Raw genomic sequence first — 20,686 nt, 5'->3', positions numbered from 1 at the left:
CATGTCGGAGGACAGTGCCGCTTCGGCGCCCGGCCGGACCGGGACCCGCGCGGGGCGGCCTGTCGGCCGGACGAGCGCGGGTTCCCGTTGGGGCCGTCTCCTGGAGGGCGGGCTGCTGCACGGCGGGGTGCAGGGCAGCCCGGTCCTGCGCCTGTTCATGCGCTGGGTGCGCCGGCCGCTGTTGCCCGTGATGCGGCTGTGGCGGCGCAACATCCAGCTCAAGGTCGTCGCCACCACGCTGCTGATGTCGCTGGGCGTCGTCCTGCTGCTGGGTTTCGTCGTCATCGGGCAGGTGCGCAACGGCCTGCTGGACGCCAAGGTGAAGGCGTCGCAGAGCCAGGCCACCGGCGGTTTCGCGGTGGCCAAGCAGAAGGCCGACGAAGCGGCGAGCGGCACCACGGACGACTCCTCGTCCCCGGACGGACACTCGTCGCAGAACGTGATCCAGTGGATGAGCGACCTGGTCTCCTCGCTCTCCAGCGGCGGACAGGGCGCCTTCGACGTCGTCACCCTGCCCACGGGCGACGACAGCGGCCGCGGGCGCGGCCCGCGCGCCTCGGGCGGCGTCGACCCGACGGCCAGCGTGCCCGAGGACCTGCGCGCGCGGATCAACAGCAACATGGTGGCCGCCCAGAGCTACACCCGCATCGTCTACAAGGACAGCGACAAGGACTCGCAGCCCGCCCTCGTCATCGGCAAGCAGGTCAACGACCCCAACGGCGATCCGTACCAGCTGTACTACCTCTTCCCGCTCACCCAGGAGGAGAAGTCGCTGAGCCTGGTCAAGGGCACGCTCGCGACGGCCGGCCTGTTCGTCGTCGTACTCCTCGGGGCGATCGCCTGGCTCGTGGTGCGGCAGGTCGTCACTCCCGTGCGGATGGCCGCCGGGATCGCCGAGCGGCTGTCGGCGGGACGGCTGCAGGAGCGGATGAAGGTCACCGGCGAGGACGACATCGCGCGGCTCGGTGAGGCCTTCAACAAGATGGCGCAGAACCTGCAGCTGAAGATCCAGCAGCTCGAAGACCTGTCGCGGATGCAGCGCCGGTTCGTCTCCGACGTGTCGCACGAGCTGCGTACGCCCCTGACGACCGTGCGGATGGCCGCCGACGTCATCCATGAGGCACGCGAGGACTTCGACCCGGTGACCGCGAGGTCGGCCGAGCTGCTCGCCGACCAGCTCGACCGGTTCGAGTCGCTGCTCGCGGACCTGCTGGAGATCAGCCGTTTCGACGCGGGCGCGGCGGCGCTGGAGGCGGAGCCGATCGACCTCAGGAACGTCGTCCGCCGCGTCGTCAGCGGCGCCGAGCCGCTCGCCGAGCGCAAGGGCACCCGGATACGTGTCGTCGGGGACCAGCAGCCCGTGGTGGCCGAGGCCGACGCACGGCGCGTGGAGCGCGTGCTGCGCAACCTCGTCGTCAACGCCGTGGAGCACGGCGAGGGCAGGGACGTCATCGTCAAACTCGCCGCGGCGGGCGGCGCGGTGGCCGTCGCCGTGCGCGACTACGGCGTCGGACTCAAGCCGGGTGAGGCGACCCGCGTCTTCAGCCGCTTCTGGCGGGCGGACCCGGCACGCGCGCGTACCACCGGTGGTACGGGGCTGGGGCTGTCCATCGCCCTGGAGGACGCGCGGCTGCACGGAGGCTGGCTGCAGGCCTGGGGTGAGCCGGGCGGCGGCTCGCAGTTCCGGCTGACGCTGCCGAGGACGGCGGACGAGCCGCTGCGGGGTTCGCCGATACCGCTGGAGCCGAAGGACTCGCGGCGCAACAGGGGCCTGAACGACGCCGGTCTGCCGCGCGGCGGAGACAAGCGGGCGACCGTGCCCGCGCAGGCCACCGGGGAGCCGAACACACTGCCGACGCGGGACCCGATCGTGCCCCGGCAGGCCACGGCGGCGCCCATGGCCGACCCGACGGCGCTGCCCGGCAACGGCGCCCGCGTGGTGGCCCGGCCCGCCTCGGCCACGCGCCGCCAGGACGCCGTACCCGCCGCGGATCCGGCGGGGAACGAGACCACGAGCCGTGTCTCGGAACCGGAGGGAGCCGGGCCGAGGGACGCGACGAAGCAAGGGGAGGCATTTCGTGGGCGCTGACCGGGAGGGGGGCGCGCGGCGGCGGCCCATGCGCGCGGTGGCGTACGCCGCCTGTGGGGTGGTCCTGCTGTCGGGATGCGCCTCCATGCCGGACAACGGGGACCTGCGCGACGTGGAGTCCACTCCGCGCCAGGACACCCAGGTCCGCGTGTTCGCCATGCCGCCCCGGCAGGACGCCCCGCCGTCGGAGATCGTGCAGGGCTTTCTGGAGGCGCTGACCAGTGACGACCCGCAGTACGCGACGGCGCGCCAGTACCTGACCCCCGCGGCCTCCCGGCAGTGGAAGCCGGAGCTGGGCACGACCGTGCTCGCCGACGGGCCGGACTTCAAGGCCGAACGCACGATGGGTCACGGCGACACCGACGACTACGTGTTCACGCTGACCGGCAGCAAGGTCGCCCAGGTGGACGAGCAGCAGTCGTACACGCCGGTCAGCGGCGCCTACAGCCAGCCGGTGCACCTCGCGCGGGACCGCAAGACGGGGCAGTGGCGCATCGACGTGCTGCCGCTGGGCGTCGTCATGGGCGAGTCGGACTTCCAGCGCAACTACATGTCCGTCAACAAGTACTACTTCGCCTCGAACTCGACCGCCGAGCAGGGCTCGCAGCCGACGGCCGTCGCCGACCCCGTCTATGTGCGCCGGCGGGTGGACGCGATGACACAGATGGTGCGCTCCGTCCTCAACGGGCCCACGCGCTGGCTCGGGCCCGCGGTCAGGTCCAGCTTCCCGACCGGTACGGCACTGAAGAAGGGCGTCACCTCCCTGACACCCGACGACCAGAACAAACTGACCGTGCCGCTCAACGAGAAGGCGTCCCGGGTCGGCCCCGGCAAGTGCTCGGAGATGGCGACGCAGCTGCTGTTCACACTGCAGAACCTGACCCCCACCGTGGACACCGTCGCGCTGCAGCGTGCCGACGGGTCCTCGCTGTGCACGCTCAGCGAGGACCGGGCGGAGTCCGTGGCCGTCCGCGGGTCGGTGCAACGGCCCGAGTACCTCTACTTCGTCGACGACAAGCACCGTCTGGTGCGGATCGCCGGCCGCAGCGCCGGTACGGGTACCGATCCGGTGCCCGGCGCGCTCGGCGAGGGCGCGCAGCAGCTGAGCTCGGCGGCCGTGTCGTGGGACGAGCACGCCGCGGCCGGGGTCAGCTACGACGGGAAGTCGCTGTACGTCGGCTCGCTGGCCATGACCGGTCCGCTCGGGGACCCGGTGCTGCAGAGCCAGGGCCGGACCGAGGCCGACCGGCTGACGACGCCCAGCTGGGACGCCGGCGGCGACCTGTGGGTGGCCGACCGCAACCCCGCCCGCCCCCGCCTGCTGGTGCTGGAAAAGGGAGCGGGCCGGCCGCTGGAGGTGAGGATCCCCGAGCTGGACGGCCGGATCACCGCCGTACGGGTGGCCGCCGACGGAGTGCGGATCGCGCTCCTGGTCGAGAAGGGCCACAAGCAGTCCCTGCTCATCGGGCGGATCGAGCGGGACGGCAGCAGCGGGGAGCGGCCGGTGGTGTCGGTCCTCGGACTGCGCTCCGCGGCACCGGAACTGGAGGACGTCACCGCCATGTCGTGGGCGGGCGACAGCCGTCTCGTGGTCGCCGGTCGCCAGCAGGGCAGCGTGCAGACGATGCGGTACGTGCAGGTCGACGGTTCCACCCCGGAGGGGCCGACGCCCGCCGCGCTCACGGGGGTCAAGTCCATCGCCGCGTCGGACGACGACCGGCTGCCCCTGGTGGCCTATTCGGAGGACGGGATCGTTCGCCTGCCGTCCGGGGCCCAGTGGCAGCAGGTGGTCAAGAACGGCTCGGCGCCGGTCTATCCGGGCTGAGCCGGGCCTCCCGAAGGCCGCGACCGGGACCGTCCCACGGACTTGTCACTCGTGTGGGCGAAGGCCTGCCGACGGTAGGCCGGGCTGTCCACAGGTGTTGTCCACAGGGGTGGCCGGGACAGGGCTGTGTCGGCACAGTGGAGGGCATGCGCGGGTGGTGGCAGGACCTCACCGACCTGGTGCTGCCGGCCGAGTGCGGAGGCTGCGGTAGGTCTCGCACGGTGCTCTGCCCCGAGTGCCGTGCCGCCCTGGGCGGGGCCGCGCCGCGCCGCGTGCGACCGGTGCCGGAGCCGCCCGGGCTGCCGGCCGTGCACGCGGCGGCTCCGTACGCGGACGAGGTGAGGGCGGCTCTCCTCGCCCACAAGGAACGCGGCGCCCTGGCCCTCGCGGGCCCCCTGGGCACGGCGCTGGCTGGCGCCGTACGAGCGGGGCTGCGGGAGGCCGGGGCGCGGGTGGACGTGACGCGGCTGGACGGGGCCGTGCTGCTCGTCCCTGTGCCGTCCGCGCGGCGGGCGGTGCGCGCCCGGGGACATGATCCGGCACGACGGATCGCGCTCGCGGCCGCGGCTGAGCTGCGGCGGTCCGGGACCCCGGCCCGCGTCCTGGCGGCGCTGCGGCAGCGGCGAGCGGTGGCCGACCAGTCGGGGCTGAACTCGCGGCAGCGGCTGGACAACCTCGCCAGGGCCCTGGAAGTGACGGCGGGCGGCGGTCGGCTGCTGCTCGGCGGCCCGGTCGTGCTGGTCGACGACCTGATCACCACGGGCGCCTCGCTGAGCGAGGCCGCGCGCACGGTGCGTGCGGCGGTGTACGCGGCTGAGGCAGGGGAAGGGATGGTGGAACCGAACGCCGGATTTGGGCGGAAGGAGGGGAGCTCGGTGTATCGCGCACCGGAATTGGGGCATGCGTACCGGACCGGTCAGGTGCTCTGTGCGGCCGTGGTCGCGGCCCCGCCTGATTCCTTCGAAATAAACCGGAACTGACTTCGAACTTGCATCGTTGCAGGTAATGAGCAGGTCAATTCACCTGAACGGAGGTACGCCGCAGTAGAGGGTGACGTCATCCGTCCGGGCGAGATATGTTCGGTTGTGAAGGGAAAGGCGCAGGCCACCCCCGTCGTATCCGAATGCCGTGCTGCGGGTTTTCGGCAATCACCCGCACCGGCGGGGTGGAGATCTTGCCCACGGGGGAGGAGGAGGTGGACGTCACCGAGTCCGAGGTTCCGGGGCTCACCGGAACCGGGTGCAAAAGGGAGATGCTCCGCCAGTGCAGCGGAGCGATCCGGGAACGGAGTTCTGCGTGGACATCGTCGTCAAGGGCCGCAAGACCGAGGTGCCCGAGCGGTTCCGCAAGCACGTGGCCGAGAAGCTGAAGCTGGAGAAGATCCAGAAGCTCGATGCCAAGGTGATCAGCCTCGATGTCGAGGTGTCCAAGGAGCCCAACCCCCGTCAGGCCGACCGCTGTGACCGAGTGGAGATCACGCTCCGCTCCCGCGGTCCGGTGATCCGGGCGGAGGCAGCGGCCAACGATCCGTATGCGGCACTCGACCTGGCGGCGGAAAAGCTCGACGCCCGGCTGCGCAAGCAGCACGACAAGCGATTCTCGCGCCGCGGACGCCGGATCTCGGCCGCCGAGGTCCCCGACCACGTCCCGGGCGCGGCGACGCTGAACGGAAACGGCCGCACCCTCCAGGAAGCCGAAGCGGGCGAGGTGCCCACCAAGAAGGTCGGCTCACTGGAGGTGCAGGGTGAGGGACCCCTCGTAGTCCGCGAGAAGACCCACGTCGCCTCCCCGATGACCCTGGACCAGGCCCTCTACGAGATGGAACTGGTCGGGCACGACTTCTATCTGTTCGTCGACTCGGAGACCAAGGAACCCAGCGTGGTCTACCGGCGACACGCCTATGACTACGGCGTGATCCACCTCACGACGGACACGATGGTCACTCAAGCACCCTCTGCCGAGGCGGGCGGCACGCTGGGCGGCTGACCCGCCCGGCCGACACAGTCGACCCGGTGCCCCTGGAGCGTGTGTGCGCCCCCCAGGGGCACCGGTGTGCGACCCCCGACGTGCCGCTTGGTCACCGCGGTGTCGTCCGGGCATGAAATCATGGCCGCAACGGCTCAACCGATGGGCCGTTGCCTTGGGTTGGCCACGGCACCGCACACCAGGCCACAGCCTCAGGGGGAGGAACGATGGCGGACAGCTTCGGACCGATGCGAGACGAGGATGCCGGCGACGGCGTCATCGGCATGGGCCCGGACGCGGGCACTCCACGCAAGGAGCCGATCAGAGTCCTTGTCGTGGACGACCATGCCCTCTTCCGCCGCGGCCTGGAGATCGTGCTCGCCGCCGAGGAGGACATCCAGGTGGTGGGCGAGGCGGGCGACGGCGCCGAGGCCGTCGACAAGGCCGCCGACCTGCTGCCGGACATCGTGCTGATGGACGTACGGATGCCCAAGCGGGGCGGGATCGAGGCGTGCACCTCGATCAAGGAGGTCGCCCCCAGCGCCAAGATCATCATGCTGACGATCAGCGACGAGGAGGCCGACCTCTACGACGCCATCAAGGCGGGCGCGACCGGCTATCTGCTCAAGGAGATCTCCACCGACGAGGTGGCCACCGCCATTCGCGCGGTGGCCGACGGGCAGTCGCAGATCAGCCCCTCCATGGCGTCGAAGCTGCTCACCGAGTTCAAGTCGATGATCCAGCGGACCGACGAGCGGCGGCTGGTCCCCGCGCCCCGGCTCACCGACCGTGAGCTGGAGGTCCTCAAGCTCGTCGCCACGGGCATGAACAACCGCGACATCGCCAAGGAGTTGTTCATCTCCGAGAACACCGTGAAGAACCACGTCCGCAACATCCTGGAGAAGCTTCAGCTGCACTCCAGGATGGAGGCCGTGGTCTACGCGATGCGGGAGAAGATCCTGGAGATCCGATAGCGCCGCGGACGCGGTGGATCAGGCCAGGGCGCGGGCGAGTTCCCGGACAAGCGGTTCGCGCAGCTCCGGAACGTCCACGCGTTCGATCCGCACGTCCGTGCAGTCGACCCAGCTCGCGGCCTCGACCAGCGCCTGCGCCACTCCTGCTGCGGCCTTGGCGTCTTCCAGGGTGACCTGCTTGGCCACGAGCGTGCGGCCCTCACGAGCGGGGTCCACGCGGCCCACGAGGCGGCCGCCCGCCAGCACCGGCATCGCGAAGTAGCCGTACACCCGCTTCGGCTTGGGGACGTAGGCCTCCAGGCGGTGGGTGAAACCGAAGATCCGCTCCGTGCGTGCCCGTTCCCAGATCAGCGAGTCGAACGGGGACAGCAGGGTGGTGCGGTGACGGCCGCGCGGGGGCGACTGAAGCGCCCGCGGGTCTGCCCAGGCCGGCTTGCCCCAGCCCTCCACCGTGACCGGGACCAGGCCCGAGTCCGCTATCACCGCGTCGACCTGCTCGCCCTTGAGGCGGTGGTAGTCGGCGATGTCCGCGCGGGTGCCGACGCCCAGCGACCGGCCGGCCAGGCCGACCAGGCGGCGCAGGCACTCGGCGTCGTCCAGCTCGTCGTGCAGCAGCGGCTCGGGAACCGCGCGCTCGGCGAGGTCGTACACCCGCTTCCAGCCGCGGCGCTCGACGCACACCACCTCGCCGTACATCAGGGCGCGTTCGACGGCGGCCTTGGAGCCCGACCAGTCCCACCACTCGCTGGTCCGCTTGGCGCCGCCCAACTCCGTGGCCGTCAGGGGTCCTTCGGCGCGCAGCTGCTTGACGACCTGGTCGTAGGCGCCGTCGGGCAGGTCGTGGTTCCAGTGCGGGCGGCTGCGGTAGGCACGGCGGCGGAAGGCGAAGTGCGGCCACTCCTCGATGGGGAGGATGCAGGCTGCGTGCGACCAGTACTCGAAGGCGTGCGTGCCCTTCCAGTAGGCGTCCTCGACGGTCCTGCGGCCGATCGCTCCCAGGCGGGCGTAGGGGATGAGTTCGTGGGAGCGGGCCAGGACCGAGATGGTGTCGAGCTGCACCGCGCCCAGGTGCCGCAGGACGCCGCGAACCCCGGACCTGCGGTCGGGTGCGCCGAGAAAACCCTGGGCGCGAAGGGCGATGCGGCGGGCTTCGTCTGCCGAGAGGTCGACGCTGGGACGCGGGAGGGAGGTCATGGCTCCGCACGATAGGGGGTGGGACTGACAACGGGGGCTGAGCTGCGCCTTTGCCACCGCGCGGATCGGCAGCCGCGCGGAGCGCGAGGTGCCCGCCGGGGTTGCCCTGGCCGGCTATGCCGACCGCGAAGGCGCCGGCAGGTACGGTGCCGTCGACGGCAGACCGAGGTCGGACGGCAGCAGGGAGCCCACCCAGCAGTCCCGGCGCACCCCCTGGTTGTTGATCGCGGACCGCAGGGTGCCCTCCAGCGTGAAGCCGGCCCGTTCGGCCACCGCGCGGGAGGCCCTGTTGCCGACCTCGGCGCGCCATTCCAGGCGGTCGACGGACACCTCGGTGAAGGCCCACCGGGCCGCGGCGAGGACGGCCTCGGTGATGTAGCCACGGCCGCGGTGTTCCTTCGTGGCCCAGAAGCCGACCTCGCCCTCACCGAGGGAGCGCATCGTGATGCCGAGCATGCCGACGAGGTCGCCGCCGGGGAGGAACACGCCGAAGGTGAACGCCGAACCGTTGGCCCAGCCCTCGGGGACCAGCTGCTCCGTGAAGCTCTGCGCGTGCTCCGGCAGGTAGGGCGAGGGGATCGTGGTCCAGCGCTGGATGTCGGGGTCCTGCGCGGCGGAGTACACCGTGTCGGTGTCCTGTGGGCCCACGGCGCGCAGCAGGAGGCGGTCGGTGGTGAGGGTGACGGGTTCCATCGGCCGATTCTCCTCGGCGGTTTCAACGCGACGCCAGCCCTTTTCGCGGTGAGTGACCGCGCGACCACGATTCGTCGCAATTCGTCGAGCGGACGCGGCACCATCCGCGACCCCCGTCCGTTGTCCTCCTTGAAGGCGACGTGAAGCCGCCGACAGGCGCCGTCACGGCAGGCCCTCCCGGCTTGGCGGGGTCCTCGCATACGATGGCCGTTGCTCAGTACGTCAAATGGAAACCGACCGTCCCAGGCCCGACCGGCAAGGAGACCAACCCCCGTGTCCGTCCTCTCGAAGATCATGCGTGCAGGCGAAGGCAAGATCCTGCGCAGGCTGCACCGCATCGCGGACCAGGTCAACTCCATCGAAGAGGACTTCGTCGACCTCTCCGACGCCGAGCTGCGGGCCCTCACCGATGAGTACAAGCAGCGGTACGCCGACGGCGAGAGCCTGGACGACCTGCTGCCCGAGGCGTTCGCCACGGTGCGTGAGGCCGCCAAGCGCGTCCTCGGCCAGCGCCACTACGACGTGCAGATGATGGGCGGCGCCGCCCTGCACATGGGCTACGTCGCCGAGATGAAGACCGGTGAGGGCAAGACGCTCGTCGGCACCCTGCCCGCGTATCTGAACGCGCTCTCCGGAGACGGCGTCCACATCGTCACGGTCAACGACTACCTGGCCGAGCGCGACTCCGAGATGATGGGCCGCGTCCACAAGTTCCTCGGGCTGAGCGTCGGCTGCATCCTCGCCAACATGACCCCGGCCCAGCGTCGGGAGCAGTACGCCTGCGACATCACCTACGGCACGAACAACGAGTTCGGCTTCGACTACCTGCGCGACAACATGGCGTGGTCGAACGACGAACTCGTCCAGCGCGGTCACAACTTCGCGATCGTCGACGAGGTCGACTCCATCCTGGTCGACGAGGCCCGTACGCCGCTGATCATCTCCGGCCCGGCCGACCAGGCCACCAAGTGGTACGGCGACTTCGCCAAGCTGGTCACCCGCCTGAAGAAGGGCGAGGCGGGCAACCCGCTCAAGGGCATCGAGGAGACCGGCGACTACGACGTCGACGAGAAGAAGCGCACGGTCGCCATCCACGAGTCCGGCGTCAGCAAGGTCGAGGACTGGCTGGGCATCGACAATCTCTACGAGTCGGTGAACACGCCTCTGGTGGGTTACCTGAACAACGCCATCAAGGCCAAGGAGCTCTTCAAGCGCGACAAGGACTACGTCGTCATCGACGGCGAGGTCATGATCGTCGACGAGCACACCGGCCGTATCCTCGCCGGCCGCCGCTACAACGAGGGCATGCACCAGGCGATCGAGGCGAAGGAAGGGGTGGACATCAAGGACGAGAACCAGACGCTCGCCACGATCACCCTGCAGAACTTCTTCCGCCTCTACAACAAGCTCTCCGGCATGACCGGTACGGCGATGACCGAGGCCGCCGAGTTCCACCAGATCTACAAGCTCGGCGTGGTCCCGATCCCGACGAACAAGCCGATGGTCCGCAAGGACCAGTCGGACCTGATCTACCGCACCGAGGTCGCCAAGTTCGAGGCGGTCGTCGACGACATCGCCGAGAAGCACGAGAAGGGCCAGCCGATCCTGGTCGGCACCACCTCGGTCGAGAAGTCCGAGTACCTCTCGCAGCAGCTCAGCAAGCGCGGCATCCAGCACGAGGTGCTGAACGCCAAGCACCACGAGCGTGAGGCCCAGATCGTCGCCCAGGCCGGCCGCAAGGGCGCCGTCACCGTCGCCACCAACATGGCCGGCCGCGGTACGGACATCAAGCTCGGCGGCAACCCCGAGGACCTCGCCGACGCCGAGCTGCGCCAGCGCGGCCTCGACCCCGAGGAGCACATCGAGGAATGGGCCCAGGCCCTGCCCGAGGCGCTCAAGCGGGCCGAGGAGGCGGTCAAGGCCGAGAAGGAGGAGGTCGAGAAGCTCGGCGGCCTCTACGTGCTGGGCACCGAGCGGCACGAGTCCCGCCGCATCGACAACCAGCTGCGCGGTCGCTCCGGCCGCCAGGGCGACCCGGGCGAGTCCCGCTTCTACCTCTCCCTCGGCGACGACCTGATGCGGCTGTTCAAGGCCCAGATGGTCGAGCGCGTGATGTCCATGGCGAACGTGCCGGACGACGTGCCGATCGAGAACAAGATGGTCACGCGCGCGATCGCGTCCGCCCAGTCGCAGGTCGAGCAGCAGAACTTCGAAACCCGTAAGAACGTTCTGAAGTACGACGAGGTCCTCAACCGCCAGCGTGAGGTCATCTACGGCGAGCGGCGCCGGGTCCTGGAGGGCGAGGATCTGCAGGAGCAGGTCCAGCACTTCATGGACGACACGATCGACGCGTACGTCCACGCCGAGACCTCCGAGGGCTTCCCGGAGGACTGGGACCTGGACCGGCTGTGGGGCGCCTTCAAGCAGCTCTACCCGGTGAAGGTCACCATCGACGAACTGGAGGAGGCGGCCGGCGACCGTGCGGGCCTGACCGCCGAGTTCATCGCCGAGTCCATCAAGGAGGACATCCACGAGCAGTACGAGGCCCGCGAGGCCCAGCTCGGCTCCGAGATCATGCGAGAGCTGGAGCGCCGGGTCGTGCTGTCGGTCCTCGACCGCAAGTGGCGCGAGCACCTCTACGAGATGGACTACCTCCAGGAGGGCATCGGCCTGCGCGCGATGGCGCAGAAGGACCCGCTGGTCGAGTACCAGCGCGAGGGCTTCGACATGTTCACCGCGATGATGGACGGCATCAAGGAGGAGTCCGTCGGCTACCTGTTCAACCTGGAGGTCCAGGTCGAGCAGCAGGTCGAGGAGGTCCCGGTCGAGGACGCCCAGCCGGTGGCGGAGGGCGTCCAGGACGTGGTGCCGGCGCAGGCGGGCGCGGCGCGTCCGGAGATCCGCGCCAAGGGGCTGGACGCCCCGCAGCGGCGTGACCTGCACTTCTCCGCGCCGACGGTGGACGGTGAGGGTGGCATCGTCGAAGGCGACTTCGCCACCGACGACGAGCCCGTCCGCTCCGAGTCCGACGGCCTCACGCGCGCGGAGCGCCGCAAGCAGGCCAAGGCCGGCCGCCGCCGCAAGAAGTGACGGCCGCTCCCTGAGGAGCAGCAGGCAGTGAAGGGCCGGGCACCCCGAGGGTGCCCGGCCCTTCGGACGTCCGCACCCTCGTCTTCTGGGGCGCTCAGTCGTCGTCGGTGCGGGGCATTCTGGGGCCGCCCAGTTCCACCGCTGTGCAGCGCCAGCGCAGGTCGTGGCCCTGTTCCAGGCGGAAGGCCATCGCGCGCAGCCGGTCACCGGCGCCGATTCGGGCGAAGGCCTCCAGGGCGCCGGGGCGGGGCTCGTAGTAGCCGATGTCGCGGACGACCGGGCGGGTGCCACGGGCGCGCAGCGGTCCGCGGTCGGCGAGCCAGGCCAGTTCGTCGTAGGCGCGCCCGACTGTGTGGCGGAGCATCCAGTGGACGGGCCGCTGCCCGCTGAGGACGGCGAGCAGACGGTCGGCGAAGAGCTCGGTGGTGACCGCAGGCGGGGCCGACCGGGGAGCCCCGTTCACCCCTGCCACGCCCGGAGTGACCGCGGGGACCGCGGCGGCCGGACGAAGTCCGGTGCCGCCCGGAGCGGGGCCGCCGCCGTCCCGGCCCTGGGCGAAGCCGCCTGCGCCGCCGGGGGAGCCGCTGCGGCCGGTGATGCGGCTGTCCGGGCCCGGGGGCGAGCCGCTCGGGCCAGTGGATCCACTCCGGCCGGAAATGCCGCCGCCCCAGCACTGGGGCGAGCCGACCGGGCCGCCGGTGGAGCCGCTGCGGACGCCGGTGGAGCCGCGTCCGGTGGGAGCCGTGGTGTTGCTGCGGGGCGGGGCTGCCGGGGGACGGCCTGCCGTGGGGCCGGTGCGGGCGGGGCCGCTTCCGCCGGGCGGGCCCGGTGGGCGGCTGCCGCCGGTGGTGCGGGGCCGGTCGCCGCCCGGTGTGCGGGGCGGGGCGCCGCCGGGACGGCGGGCGTCGGGGCGGCCCGGCGGGCGCGTGGCGGGGCGGCGGTGGGCTCTGGTCATGACCTTGTTCACGGGGTCCCCGTTCGGTGTCGGCCGGGTGGTACCGGTCGGTAACTTGCTGGCGGGGATCTTGTACGGGGCCCGGGAGGGCAACGGCAAGGAAGGCGCGGGCCGGATCGGACGGCGAGCAGGTTCACTTATCCGGGTGATGACGGAGGACGGAAACCCCGGGGACACGGCGGTGCGCCGGGTGAGGTGCGAGGCGTCGGGTGGACGGTGCCAAGGGGGCGGTCGGGGCCCCGAAAGGGGACCCCCGCACGTATCCTGAAGGCCGTCCGGGCGGCGTGGGACCGCCCGTAGCCCGGCGCCCCGCGGGGCCCTCCGACCACGAAAGCGGCCAGCCATGCGCGTCTACGTCCCCCTGACCCTCCCCGGTCTCGCCGAGGCGTACAAGACCGGCGAGCTGGGGACGGGACCGTTCGTCGCCTACGCGGTGACGCCCGCCCTGCGCGAGTGGTACCTCTCCGACGACATCGAGGAGCTGGAGTACGCCGCGCTCAGCCGGGCCGCACTGGCCTCGCTGCGGCTGCTGGCCGCGGACCCGGGCGCGCCGCGCCGCCGGGTCGTGGTCGCGGTCGACGTCCCCGACGGCGCGGCGGCGGCCGATCCGGACCGGGGGCTCGATCCGGCGGCGCTCGGCGAGGTGCGGGTGGCCGCCACGGTGGCGCTGGCCAGGGCCGCGGCCGTGCACGCCGACTCGGAGGACGCGGAGGCGGACGTGGCCGCCGCGGCCGAGGCGCTGCCGGCGGCGGACGGCGGGGACGACGACGCCCAGTTCGCCGTGGACGGGGCCGAGGACCACGAGCTGCTCTGGTACGCCACGCAGGAGATCCCGAACCTCGTGGGCCTCGGGGACTGACCGGACTGACTGCTCTGGCCGGTCTGATCGGTCCGATCGGCCTGACCTGCGGTTCTCTTGATTGTCAGTGCCTGCGGGTACGTTTTCGGTCATGGGGAAGCAGTCAGGGGCACACATCGTCTGGGACTGGAACGGCACGCTGTTCCACGACAACGAGGCGGTCATCGGGGCGACGAACGCGGCGTTCGCCGAGCTGGGGCTGGAGCCGATCACGCTGGAGCGGTACCGCGCGCTGTACTGCGTGCCGGTGCCGAGGTTCTACGAGCGGCTGCTGGGGCGGCTGCCCACCGACGCCGAATGGGGGCTCATGGACGCCGTCTTCCACCGGTACTACGCCGAGCACCGGCTCCGGTGCGGGCTGGCGGAGGGGGCGGTGGAGCTGCTGACGGGGTGGACGTCGGCCGGCCACAGCCAGTCGATCCTCAGCATGTACGGACACGACGAACTCGTCCCGCTGGTAAGGGGTTTCGGGATCGAGGCGCACTTCATACGGGTCGACGGGCGGACCGGGCCGTCCGGCGGGAGCAAGGCGGAGCACATGGTGCGGCACCTGGGCGCGCTGGCCGGACTGGTGCATCCGGGGCGGACGGTGGTGATCGGAGACGCCGCGGACGACGCGGTGGCCGCGCGGCACGCGGGGGCGCGCGCCGTGCTGTACACCGGCGGTTCGCACAGCCGGGCCAGCCTGGAGGAGGCCGGGGTGCCGGTGGTGGACACACTGGCCGAGGCGGTCGCGGAGGCCGAGCGCCTGGCCGCTTAGGCGCGACGACCGGCTGCGTAAGCGGAGCGACTGGCCGCGTGAGCGGGGCGGGCGGCCGGTCGCACCCGCGGGGCGCGGCGTCCACGGGGGAGCCGCGCCCTGGTGGGGTCCCGGCTCAGCTCACCGGTGCCTTGGTGCGCAGTACCGTCAGGAACTCGCGCATCCAGCCCGGGTGGTCCGGCCAGGCACGGGACGAGACCAGGGTGCCGTCGACCACCGTCTCGGCGTCCTGGAAGGCGGCACCGGCGGCCTGCATGTCCAGCTCCAGCGCGGGATACGCCGTGACGCGCCGGCCGCGCAGCCCGTCGACCGCGGCGGTGAGCAGGGGACCGTGGCAGATCTGGGCGACCGGCTTGTCGGTGTCGAAGAACGACTTGAGGATCTTGCGGAGTTCGGGGTCGTTGCGCAGGTACTCCGGGGCTCGGCCGCCGGGAATCACCAGGGCGGCGTACTGGCCGGGGTCGACCTCGGAGAACGCGAGGTCGGCGGGCCAGGTGTAGCCGGGCTTCTCGGTGTACGTGTCGAAGCCCGGTTCGAAGTCGTGGACGACGAAACGCAGCGTTTTGCGTTCGGGGGCCGCGATGTGGACCTCGTAGCCTTCTTCGCGGAGGCGCTGGTAGGGGTAGAGGACCTCCAGGGACTCGGCTGCGTCGCCGGTGACGATGAGGATTTTCGCTGGCATGGGCGGTGCGCTCCCCTCTGACGGGTGGTGCGGCGCGACCCTCTCAGGGTGCCCGCTGCCGGAACGGCCGTCGAGGTGGGCACGGCCGGCGGATACGACGTTCCCGCCCTGCCTGCCCCTGTGCAGACTGTCAAAGTTCTGCCCCCGGATTTGTACACATACGGCTCATGACGGGGCCCCGGTGAGGAGCGATAGCCTTGTGGCGTGATCAGCGCGATAGTTCGCGGGGGCATCGGCGCCCTCGCCCTGCGCCCGGTGAGCACGGACGACATCCGTGACCGGGCGGCGGTCGCTGGTCCTCGCGGGCGGGACGGGGCCACGAAGGCCCCCAGGATGCCGCGTCAACCCCGGGTACCGGCACGGCAGAGAGCAGCGTCACACCCGTCGGGCGCGTCGAGAATGGCTGATATCCCCCCGCTCATCTCACCTTGCGGCATAGCGTCGGAGCAGACCGGACACCCCGGGCCGAGGCACTACGTCGGAAGGGAAGAGACCGTACTTCCTTCTACGTCACGCAACGGCGCGCGACAGGAGCCAGAGGACAATGCAGACCAAGCTGGACGAAGCCAAGGCCGAGCTGCTCGAAAGGGCCGCCCGGGTAGCTGAGAACAGCCCGGTCGGGGGGCGCCTACCGACCGGGACGACGAGCGCGGGCACCACCGGCACCCCGGACCGCGAAACCGTGCTCGCGTTCCTCCAGCGCTACTACCTGCACACCGCCCCGGAAGACCTCACCGACCGCGAACCGGACGACGTCTTCGGAGCCGCCTACTCCCACTTCCGACTGGCCGAGAACCGCCCCCAGGGCACGGCCAACGTGCGGGTCCACACCCCGACCGTCGAGGAGAACGGCTGGACCTGCAGCCACTCCGTCGTCGAGGTGGTCACCGACGACATGCCCTTCCTGGTCGACTCCGTCAGCAACGAGCTGACCCGGCAGGGGCGCGGCATCCACGTCGTCGTCCACCCCCAGTTCGTCGTCCGCCGCGACCTCACCGGCAAGCTCATCGAGGTGCTGCCCGCGCCGCCGGCCGGGGAGCCGCTGCCGCACGACGCGCACACCGAGTCCTGGATCCACGTCGAGATCGACCGTGAGACCGACCGCGCCGACCTGAAGCAGATCACCGCCGATCTGGTGCGCGTGCTGTCCGACGTCCGGGAGGCCGTCGAGGACTGGGAGAAGATGCGGGACGCGGCGGTCCGCATCGCCGAGGGGCTGCCCGGCGAGGCCCTGCCCGGCGACCTGCCCGCGCCCGAGGCCGAGGAGGCCCGCGAGCTGCTGCGCTGGCTGGCCCAGGACCACTTCACCTTCCTCGGCTACCGCGAGTACCAGCTGCGTGACGACGACTCCCTGGCCGCCGTGCCCGGCACCGGTCTCGGCATACTGCGCGCGGACCCGCCCCACGCGGGCGACGACAGCCACCCGGTCAGCCCGTCCTTCGAGCGGCTGCCCGCCGACGCGCGCGCCAAGGCCCGCGAGCACAAGCTGCTCGTGCTGACCAAGGCCAACAGCCGGGCCACCGTCCACCGGCACTCCTACCTGGACTACATCGGCGTCAAGAAGTTCGACGAGAACGGCGAGGTCGTCGGCGAGCGCCGCTTCCTGGGCCTGTTCTCCTCCGCCGCGTACACCGAATCCGTGCGTCGGGTTCCGGTCATCCGCCGCAAGGTCGACGAGGTCCTGGAGCGCGCCGGGTTCTCGCCCCACAGCCACGACGGGCGGGACCTGCTGCAGATCCTCGAGACGTACCCGCGCGACGAACTGTTCCAGACCCCGGCCGACGAGCTGCAGTCCATCGTCACCTCGGTCCTCTACCTGCAGGAGCGCAGGCGGCTGCGCCTGTACCTGCGCCAGGACGAGTACGGGCGCTACTACTCCGCCCTCGTCTACCTTCCGCGCGACCGCTACACCACCGGTGTCCGGCTGCGGATCATCGACATCCTGAAGGAGGAACTCGGCGGCACCAGCGTCGACTTCACGGCCTGGAACACCGAGTCGATCCTCTCCCGGCTGCACTTCGTGGTCCGGGTCCCGCAGGGCACCGAGCTGCCGCAGCTCAGCGACAGCGACAAGGAGCGCATCGAGGCCCGCCTGGTGGAGGCCGCCCGCTCCTGGGCCGACGGCTTCGCGGAGGCGCTGAACGCCGAGTGCGGCGAGGAACGCGCGGCCGAGCTGCTGCGCCGCTACCACAACGCCTTCCCCGAGGGCTACAAGGCCGACCACCCGCCGCGGGCCGCGGTGGCCGACCTGGTCCACCTGGAGCAGCTCGACGAGGACAAGACGTTCGCGCTGAGCCTGTACGAGCCGGTGGGTGCCGCGCCCGAGGAGCGCCGCTTCAAGATCTACCAGAAGGGCGGCTCGGTCTCCCTGTCCGCCGTGCTGCCGGTGCTGAGCCGGCTCGGCGTCGAGGTCACCGACGAGCGGCCGTACGAGCTGCGCTGCGCGGACCGGACGACGGCGTGGATCTACGACTTCGGCCTGCGCATGCCGAAGTCGGCGATCGGCAACGGCGACTACCTCGGCGACGACGCCCGCGAGCGGTTCCAGGACGCGTTCGCCGCCGCCTGGACCGGCAAGGCGGAGAACGACGGGTTCAACGCGCTGGTGCTGAGCGCCGGGCTGTCCTGGCGGCAGGCGATGGTGCTGCGCGCGTACGCCAAGTACCTGCGGCAGGCCGGCTCCACCTTCAGCCAGGACTACATGGAGGACACCCTCCGCAACAACGTCCACACCACCCGCCTGCTCGTCTCGCTCTTCGAGGCCCGGATGTCCCCGGACCGGCAGCGGGCCGGGCACGAGCTGGTGGACGCGCTGCTGGAGGAGCTCGACGCGGCCCTGGACCAGGTGGCCTCGCTCGACGAGGACCGGATCCTGCGGTCCTTCCTGACCGTCATCAAGGCGACGCTGCGCACGAACTTCTTCCAGGAGGCCGACAGCGGCAGGCCGCACGACTACGTCTCCATGAAGTTCGACCCGCAGGCCATCCCGGACCTGCCTGCGCCGCGTCCGGCGTTCGAGATCTGGGTGTACTCGCCGCGTGTCGAGGGCGTGCACCTGCGCTTCGGCAAGGTCGCCCGAGGCGGCCTGCGCTGGTCCGACCGCCGTGAGGACTTCAGGACCGAGATCCTCGGCCTGGTCAAGGCCCAGATGGTGAAGAACACCGTCATCGTGCCGGTGGGCGCCAAGGGCGGCTTCGTGGCCAAGCAGCTGCCCGACCCGGCCGTGGACCGCGACGCGTGGCTGGCCGAGGGCATCGCCAGCTACAAGACCTTCATCTCGGCGCTGCTCGACATCACCGACAACATGGTGGCCGGCGAGGTGGTGCCCCCGGCGGACGTCGTGCGGCACGACGAGGACGACACCTACCTGGTGGTCGCGGCCGACAAGGGCACGGCGACGTTCTCGGACATCGCCAACGAGGTCGCGCAGTCGTACAACTTCTGGCTCGGCGACGCCTTCGCCTCCGGCGGCTCCGCGGGCTACGACCACAAGGGCATGGGCATCACCGCCCGCGGCGCCTGGGAGTCCGTCAAGCGGCACTTCCGGGAGCTGGGCGTGGACACCCAGACCCAGGACTTCACCGTCGTCGGCATCGGCGACATGTCCGGTGACGTGTTCGGCAACGGCATGCTGCTGTCCGAGCACATCCGCCTGGTCGCCGCCTTCGACCACCGGCACATCTTCATCGACCCCAACCCGGACGCGGCCACCTCGTACGCCGAGCGGCGCCGTCTGTTCGAGCTGCCGCGCTCCTCCTGGGCCGACTACGACACGGAGCTGCTGTCGGCCGGCGGCGGAGTGTTCCCGCGCTCGGCCAAGGCGATCCCGGTCAACGCGCACATCCGCGAGGCGCTCGGCATCGAGTCGAACGTCATGAAGCTGACCCCGGCCGACCTGATGCGGGCGATCCTGCAGGCGCCGGTGGACCTGCTGTGGAACGGCGGAATCGGCACGTACGTCAAGGCGAGCAGCGAGTCCAACGCGGACGTCGGCGACAAGGCCAACGACGCCATCCGCGTCGACGGCAGGGACCTGCGGGTCAGCGTCGTCGGCGAGGGCGGCAACCTGGGCCTGACCCAGCTGGGCCGGATCGAGTTCGCGCTGCACGGCGGCAAGATCAACACGGATGCCATCGACAACAGCGCGGGCGTGGACACCTCCGACCACGAGGTGAACATCAAGATCCTGCTCAACGGCCTGGTCACGGACGGCGACATGACCGTCAAGCAGCGCAACAAGCTGCTGGCGGAGATGACCGACGAGGTCGGCGCACTGGTGCTGCGCAACAACTACGCGCAGAACACGGCGATCGCCAACGCGCTCGCCCAGTCCAAGGACATGCTCCACGCCCAGCAGCGCTTCATGAAGCACCTGGTGCGCGAGGGCCACCTGGACCGGGCCCTGGAGTTCCTGCCCGCCGACCGCCAGATCCGCGAGCGGCTGGGCCAGGGACAGGGCCTGACCGGCCCCGAGACGGCCGTTCTGCTGGCGTACACGAAGATCACGGTCGCCGACGAGCTGCTGCACACCTCGCTGCCGGACGACCCGTATCTGCGCGGCCTGCTGCACGCGTACTTCCCGACCGCGCTGCGCGAGCGGTTCGAGGAGGGCATCGACAGCCACCCGCTGCGCCGTGAGATCACCACGACCGTGCTGGTCAACGACACGGTCAACACGGGCGGTACGACCTATCTGCACCGCCTGCGCGAGGAGACCGGCGCGTCGCTGGAGGAGATCGTCCGGGCGCAGACCGTGGCCCGCGCGATCTTCCGCTCGGCGCCGGTGTGGGACGCGGTCGAGGCGCTCGACAACAAGGTCGAGGCCACCGTCCAGACCCGCATCCGCCTGCACTCGCGCCGGCTGGTCGAGCGCGGCACGCGCTGGCTGCTGAACAACCGGCCGCAGCCGCTGCAGCTGACCGAGACCGTCGCGTTCTTCTCCGACCGCGTCGAGCAGGTCTGGTCGGAGCTGCCCAAGCTGCTCAAGGGCGCGGACCTGGAGTGGTACCAGCAGGTCTACGACGAGCTGTCCGGCGCCGGTGTCCCGGACGAGCTCGCCACCCGGGTGGCCGGGTTCTCCTCGGCCTTCCCGGCGCTGGACATCGTCTCGGTGGCCGACCGCACCGGCAAGGACCCGATGGACGTCGCCGAGGTCTACTACGACCTCGCCGACCGCCTCGGCATCACCCAGCTGATGGACCGCATCATCGAGCTGCCGCGCGCCGACCGGTGGCAGTCCATGGCACGTGCGGCGATCCGTGAGGACCTGTACGCGGCGCACGCGGCGCTGACCGCGGACGTCCTGTCCGTCGGCAACGGCACCTCCACCCCGGAGCAGCGCTTCAAGGGGTGGGAGCAGAAGAACGCGGCGCTCCTGTCCCGGGCGCGCACCACCCTGGAGGAGATCCGCGGCTCGGACGCGTTCGACCTGGCCAACCTGTCGGTCGCGATGCGGACGATGCGCACGCTGCTGCGCACGCACTCGTAGCGGACCCGCCGACGCGGGCGCCCCCGGCCGTTCCCGGCCGGGGGCGCCCGCGTTTTGGCACGTCTGGGGGAAGGGCGCTTGCTCCAATTGGTTGCTTTTCTTTACGGCGTTT

At 71.0% G+C, this 20,686-nt stretch carries 13 protein-coding genes; 9 read left to right on the top strand and 4 right to left on the bottom strand.

The features are described from left to right. Position 1 precedes the first annotated feature (1 nt). The 5 genes from mtrB (at position 2) to AB0A61_RS10235 (ending at position 6,853) form a co-directional block, all read left to right on the top strand. On the top strand, positions 2–2,089 hold the full coding sequence (mtrB, locus tag AB0A61_RS10255) for an MtrAB system histidine kinase MtrB (protein WP_361289114.1): 2,088 nt from the start codon (positions 2–4) through the stop codon (positions 2,087–2,089). Beyond that, the gene (locus tag AB0A61_RS10250; protein ID WP_361289111.1) at positions 2,079–3,914 is read left to right on the top strand and encodes an LpqB family beta-propeller domain-containing protein; all 1,836 of its coding nucleotides are present in this window, start codon (positions 2,079–2,081) and stop codon (positions 3,912–3,914) included. Before mtrB ends, AB0A61_RS10250 begins: the two co-directional genes overlap by 11 nt. A 146-nt stretch (positions 3,915–4,060) precedes the next feature. Next, the gene (locus AB0A61_RS10245; protein ID WP_361289108.1) at positions 4,061–4,894 is read left to right on the top strand and encodes a ComF family protein; all 834 of its coding nucleotides are present in this window, start codon (positions 4,061–4,063) and stop codon (positions 4,892–4,894) included. A gap of 316 nt (positions 4,895–5,210) precedes the next feature. Beyond that, positions 5,211–5,900, top strand: coding sequence for a ribosome-associated translation inhibitor RaiA (gene raiA, locus AB0A61_RS10240; protein WP_361289105.1), 690 nt, complete (start codon positions 5,211–5,213; stop codon positions 5,898–5,900). A gap of 206 nt (positions 5,901–6,106) precedes the next feature. Further along, positions 6,107–6,853: a response regulator transcription factor gene (locus AB0A61_RS10235; RefSeq protein ID WP_361289102.1), complete on the top strand. Its 747-nt coding sequence runs from the start codon at positions 6,107–6,109 to the stop codon at positions 6,851–6,853. An 18-nt stretch (positions 6,854–6,871) separates the two neighbouring features. On the opposite strand, the gene AB0A61_RS10230 is transcribed toward AB0A61_RS10235, so the two are convergent. After that, the gene (locus tag AB0A61_RS10230; RefSeq protein ID WP_361289099.1) at positions 6,872–8,047 is read right to left on the bottom strand and encodes a crosslink repair DNA glycosylase YcaQ family protein; all 1,176 of its coding nucleotides are present in this window, start codon (positions 8,045–8,047) and stop codon (positions 6,872–6,874) included. 114 nt (positions 8,048–8,161) lie between these two features. Beyond that, on the bottom strand, positions 8,162–8,740 hold the full coding sequence (locus AB0A61_RS10225; RefSeq protein ID WP_361289096.1) for a GNAT family N-acetyltransferase: 579 nt from the start codon (positions 8,738–8,740) through the stop codon (positions 8,162–8,164). Positions 8,741–9,013: 273 nt separating this feature from the next. Here AB0A61_RS10225 and secA point away from each other — a divergent pair, with 273 nt between their 5' ends. Continuing rightward, a complete protein-coding gene (secA, locus tag AB0A61_RS10220) occupies positions 9,014–11,830 on the top strand; it encodes a preprotein translocase subunit SecA (protein ID WP_361289093.1) in 2,817 nt (938 codons plus the stop codon). A 94-nt stretch (positions 11,831–11,924) separates the two neighbouring features. Here secA and AB0A61_RS10215 read toward each other — a convergent pair whose 3' ends face one another. Next, positions 11,925–12,785: an Rv3235 family protein gene (locus tag AB0A61_RS10215; RefSeq protein WP_361289090.1), complete on the bottom strand. Its 861-nt coding sequence runs from the start codon at positions 12,783–12,785 to the stop codon at positions 11,925–11,927. A gap of 343 nt (positions 12,786–13,128) precedes the next feature. Between AB0A61_RS10215 and AB0A61_RS10210 the strand changes: the two genes are divergently transcribed. Both AB0A61_RS10210 and AB0A61_RS10205 read left to right on the top strand, forming a co-directional pair. Continuing rightward, positions 13,129–13,644 (top strand): hypothetical protein, encoded by a 516-nt coding sequence (locus tag AB0A61_RS10210; protein ID WP_361289087.1) that lies wholly within the window; start codon positions 13,129–13,131, stop codon positions 13,642–13,644. A 91-nt stretch (positions 13,645–13,735) separates the two neighbouring features. Next, complete coding sequence (locus AB0A61_RS10205; protein WP_361289084.1) at positions 13,736–14,404, top strand: HAD family hydrolase; 669 nt, start codon at positions 13,736–13,738, stop codon at positions 14,402–14,404. 115 nt (positions 14,405–14,519) lie between these two features. On the opposite strand, the gene AB0A61_RS10200 is transcribed toward AB0A61_RS10205, so the two are convergent. Next, complete coding sequence (locus tag AB0A61_RS10200; protein WP_361289081.1) at positions 14,520–15,086, bottom strand: DJ-1/PfpI family protein; 567 nt, start codon at positions 15,084–15,086, stop codon at positions 14,520–14,522. A 544-nt stretch (positions 15,087–15,630) separates the two neighbouring features. On the opposite strand from AB0A61_RS10200, the gene AB0A61_RS10195 reads away from it, so the two are divergent. Beyond that, the gene (locus tag AB0A61_RS10195; protein WP_361289078.1) at positions 15,631–20,574 is read left to right on the top strand and encodes an NAD-glutamate dehydrogenase; all 4,944 of its coding nucleotides are present in this window, start codon (positions 15,631–15,633) and stop codon (positions 20,572–20,574) included. Positions 20,575–20,686: the final 112 nt, after the last annotated feature.

Source organism: Streptomyces sp. NPDC046197 (assembly GCF_040646295.1).
Classification (GTDB): Bacteria; Actinomycetota; Actinomycetes; order Streptomycetales; family Streptomycetaceae; genus Streptomyces.
Note: the sequence above shows the minus strand (reverse complement) of the source record. Positions and strands in the feature narration are given on the sequence as shown.

Bases quoted from the DNA above. Each gene is read 5' to 3' on its own strand.
- mtrB (WP_361289114.1), top strand. From the start codon at position 2: ATGTCGGAGGACAGTGCCGCTTCGGCGCCCGGCCGGACCGGGACCCGC.
- AB0A61_RS10245 (WP_361289108.1), top strand. From the start codon at position 4,061: ATGCGCGGGTGGTGGCAGGACCTCACCGACCTGGTGCTGCCGGCCGAG.
- AB0A61_RS10235 (WP_361289102.1), top strand. From the start codon at position 6,107: ATGGCGGACAGCTTCGGACCGATGCGAGACGAGGATGCCGGCGACGGC.
- AB0A61_RS10230 (WP_361289099.1), bottom strand. From the start codon at position 8,047: ATGACCTCCCTCCCGCGTCCCAGCGTCGACCTCTCGGCAGACGAAGCC.
- AB0A61_RS10225 (WP_361289096.1), bottom strand. From the start codon at position 8,740: ATGGAACCCGTCACCCTCACCACCGACCGCCTCCTGCTGCGCGCCGTG.
- AB0A61_RS10215 (WP_361289090.1), bottom strand. From the start codon at position 12,785: ATGACCAGAGCCCACCGCCGCCCCGCCACGCGCCCGCCGGGCCGCCCC.
- AB0A61_RS10210 (WP_361289087.1), top strand. From the start codon at position 13,129: ATGCGCGTCTACGTCCCCCTGACCCTCCCCGGTCTCGCCGAGGCGTAC.
- AB0A61_RS10205 (WP_361289084.1), top strand. From the start codon at position 13,736: ATGGGGAAGCAGTCAGGGGCACACATCGTCTGGGACTGGAACGGCACG.
- AB0A61_RS10200 (WP_361289081.1), bottom strand. From the start codon at position 15,086: ATGCCAGCGAAAATCCTCATCGTCACCGGCGACGCAGCCGAGTCCCTG.
- AB0A61_RS10195 (WP_361289078.1), top strand. From the start codon at position 15,631: ATGCAGACCAAGCTGGACGAAGCCAAGGCCGAGCTGCTCGAAAGGGCC.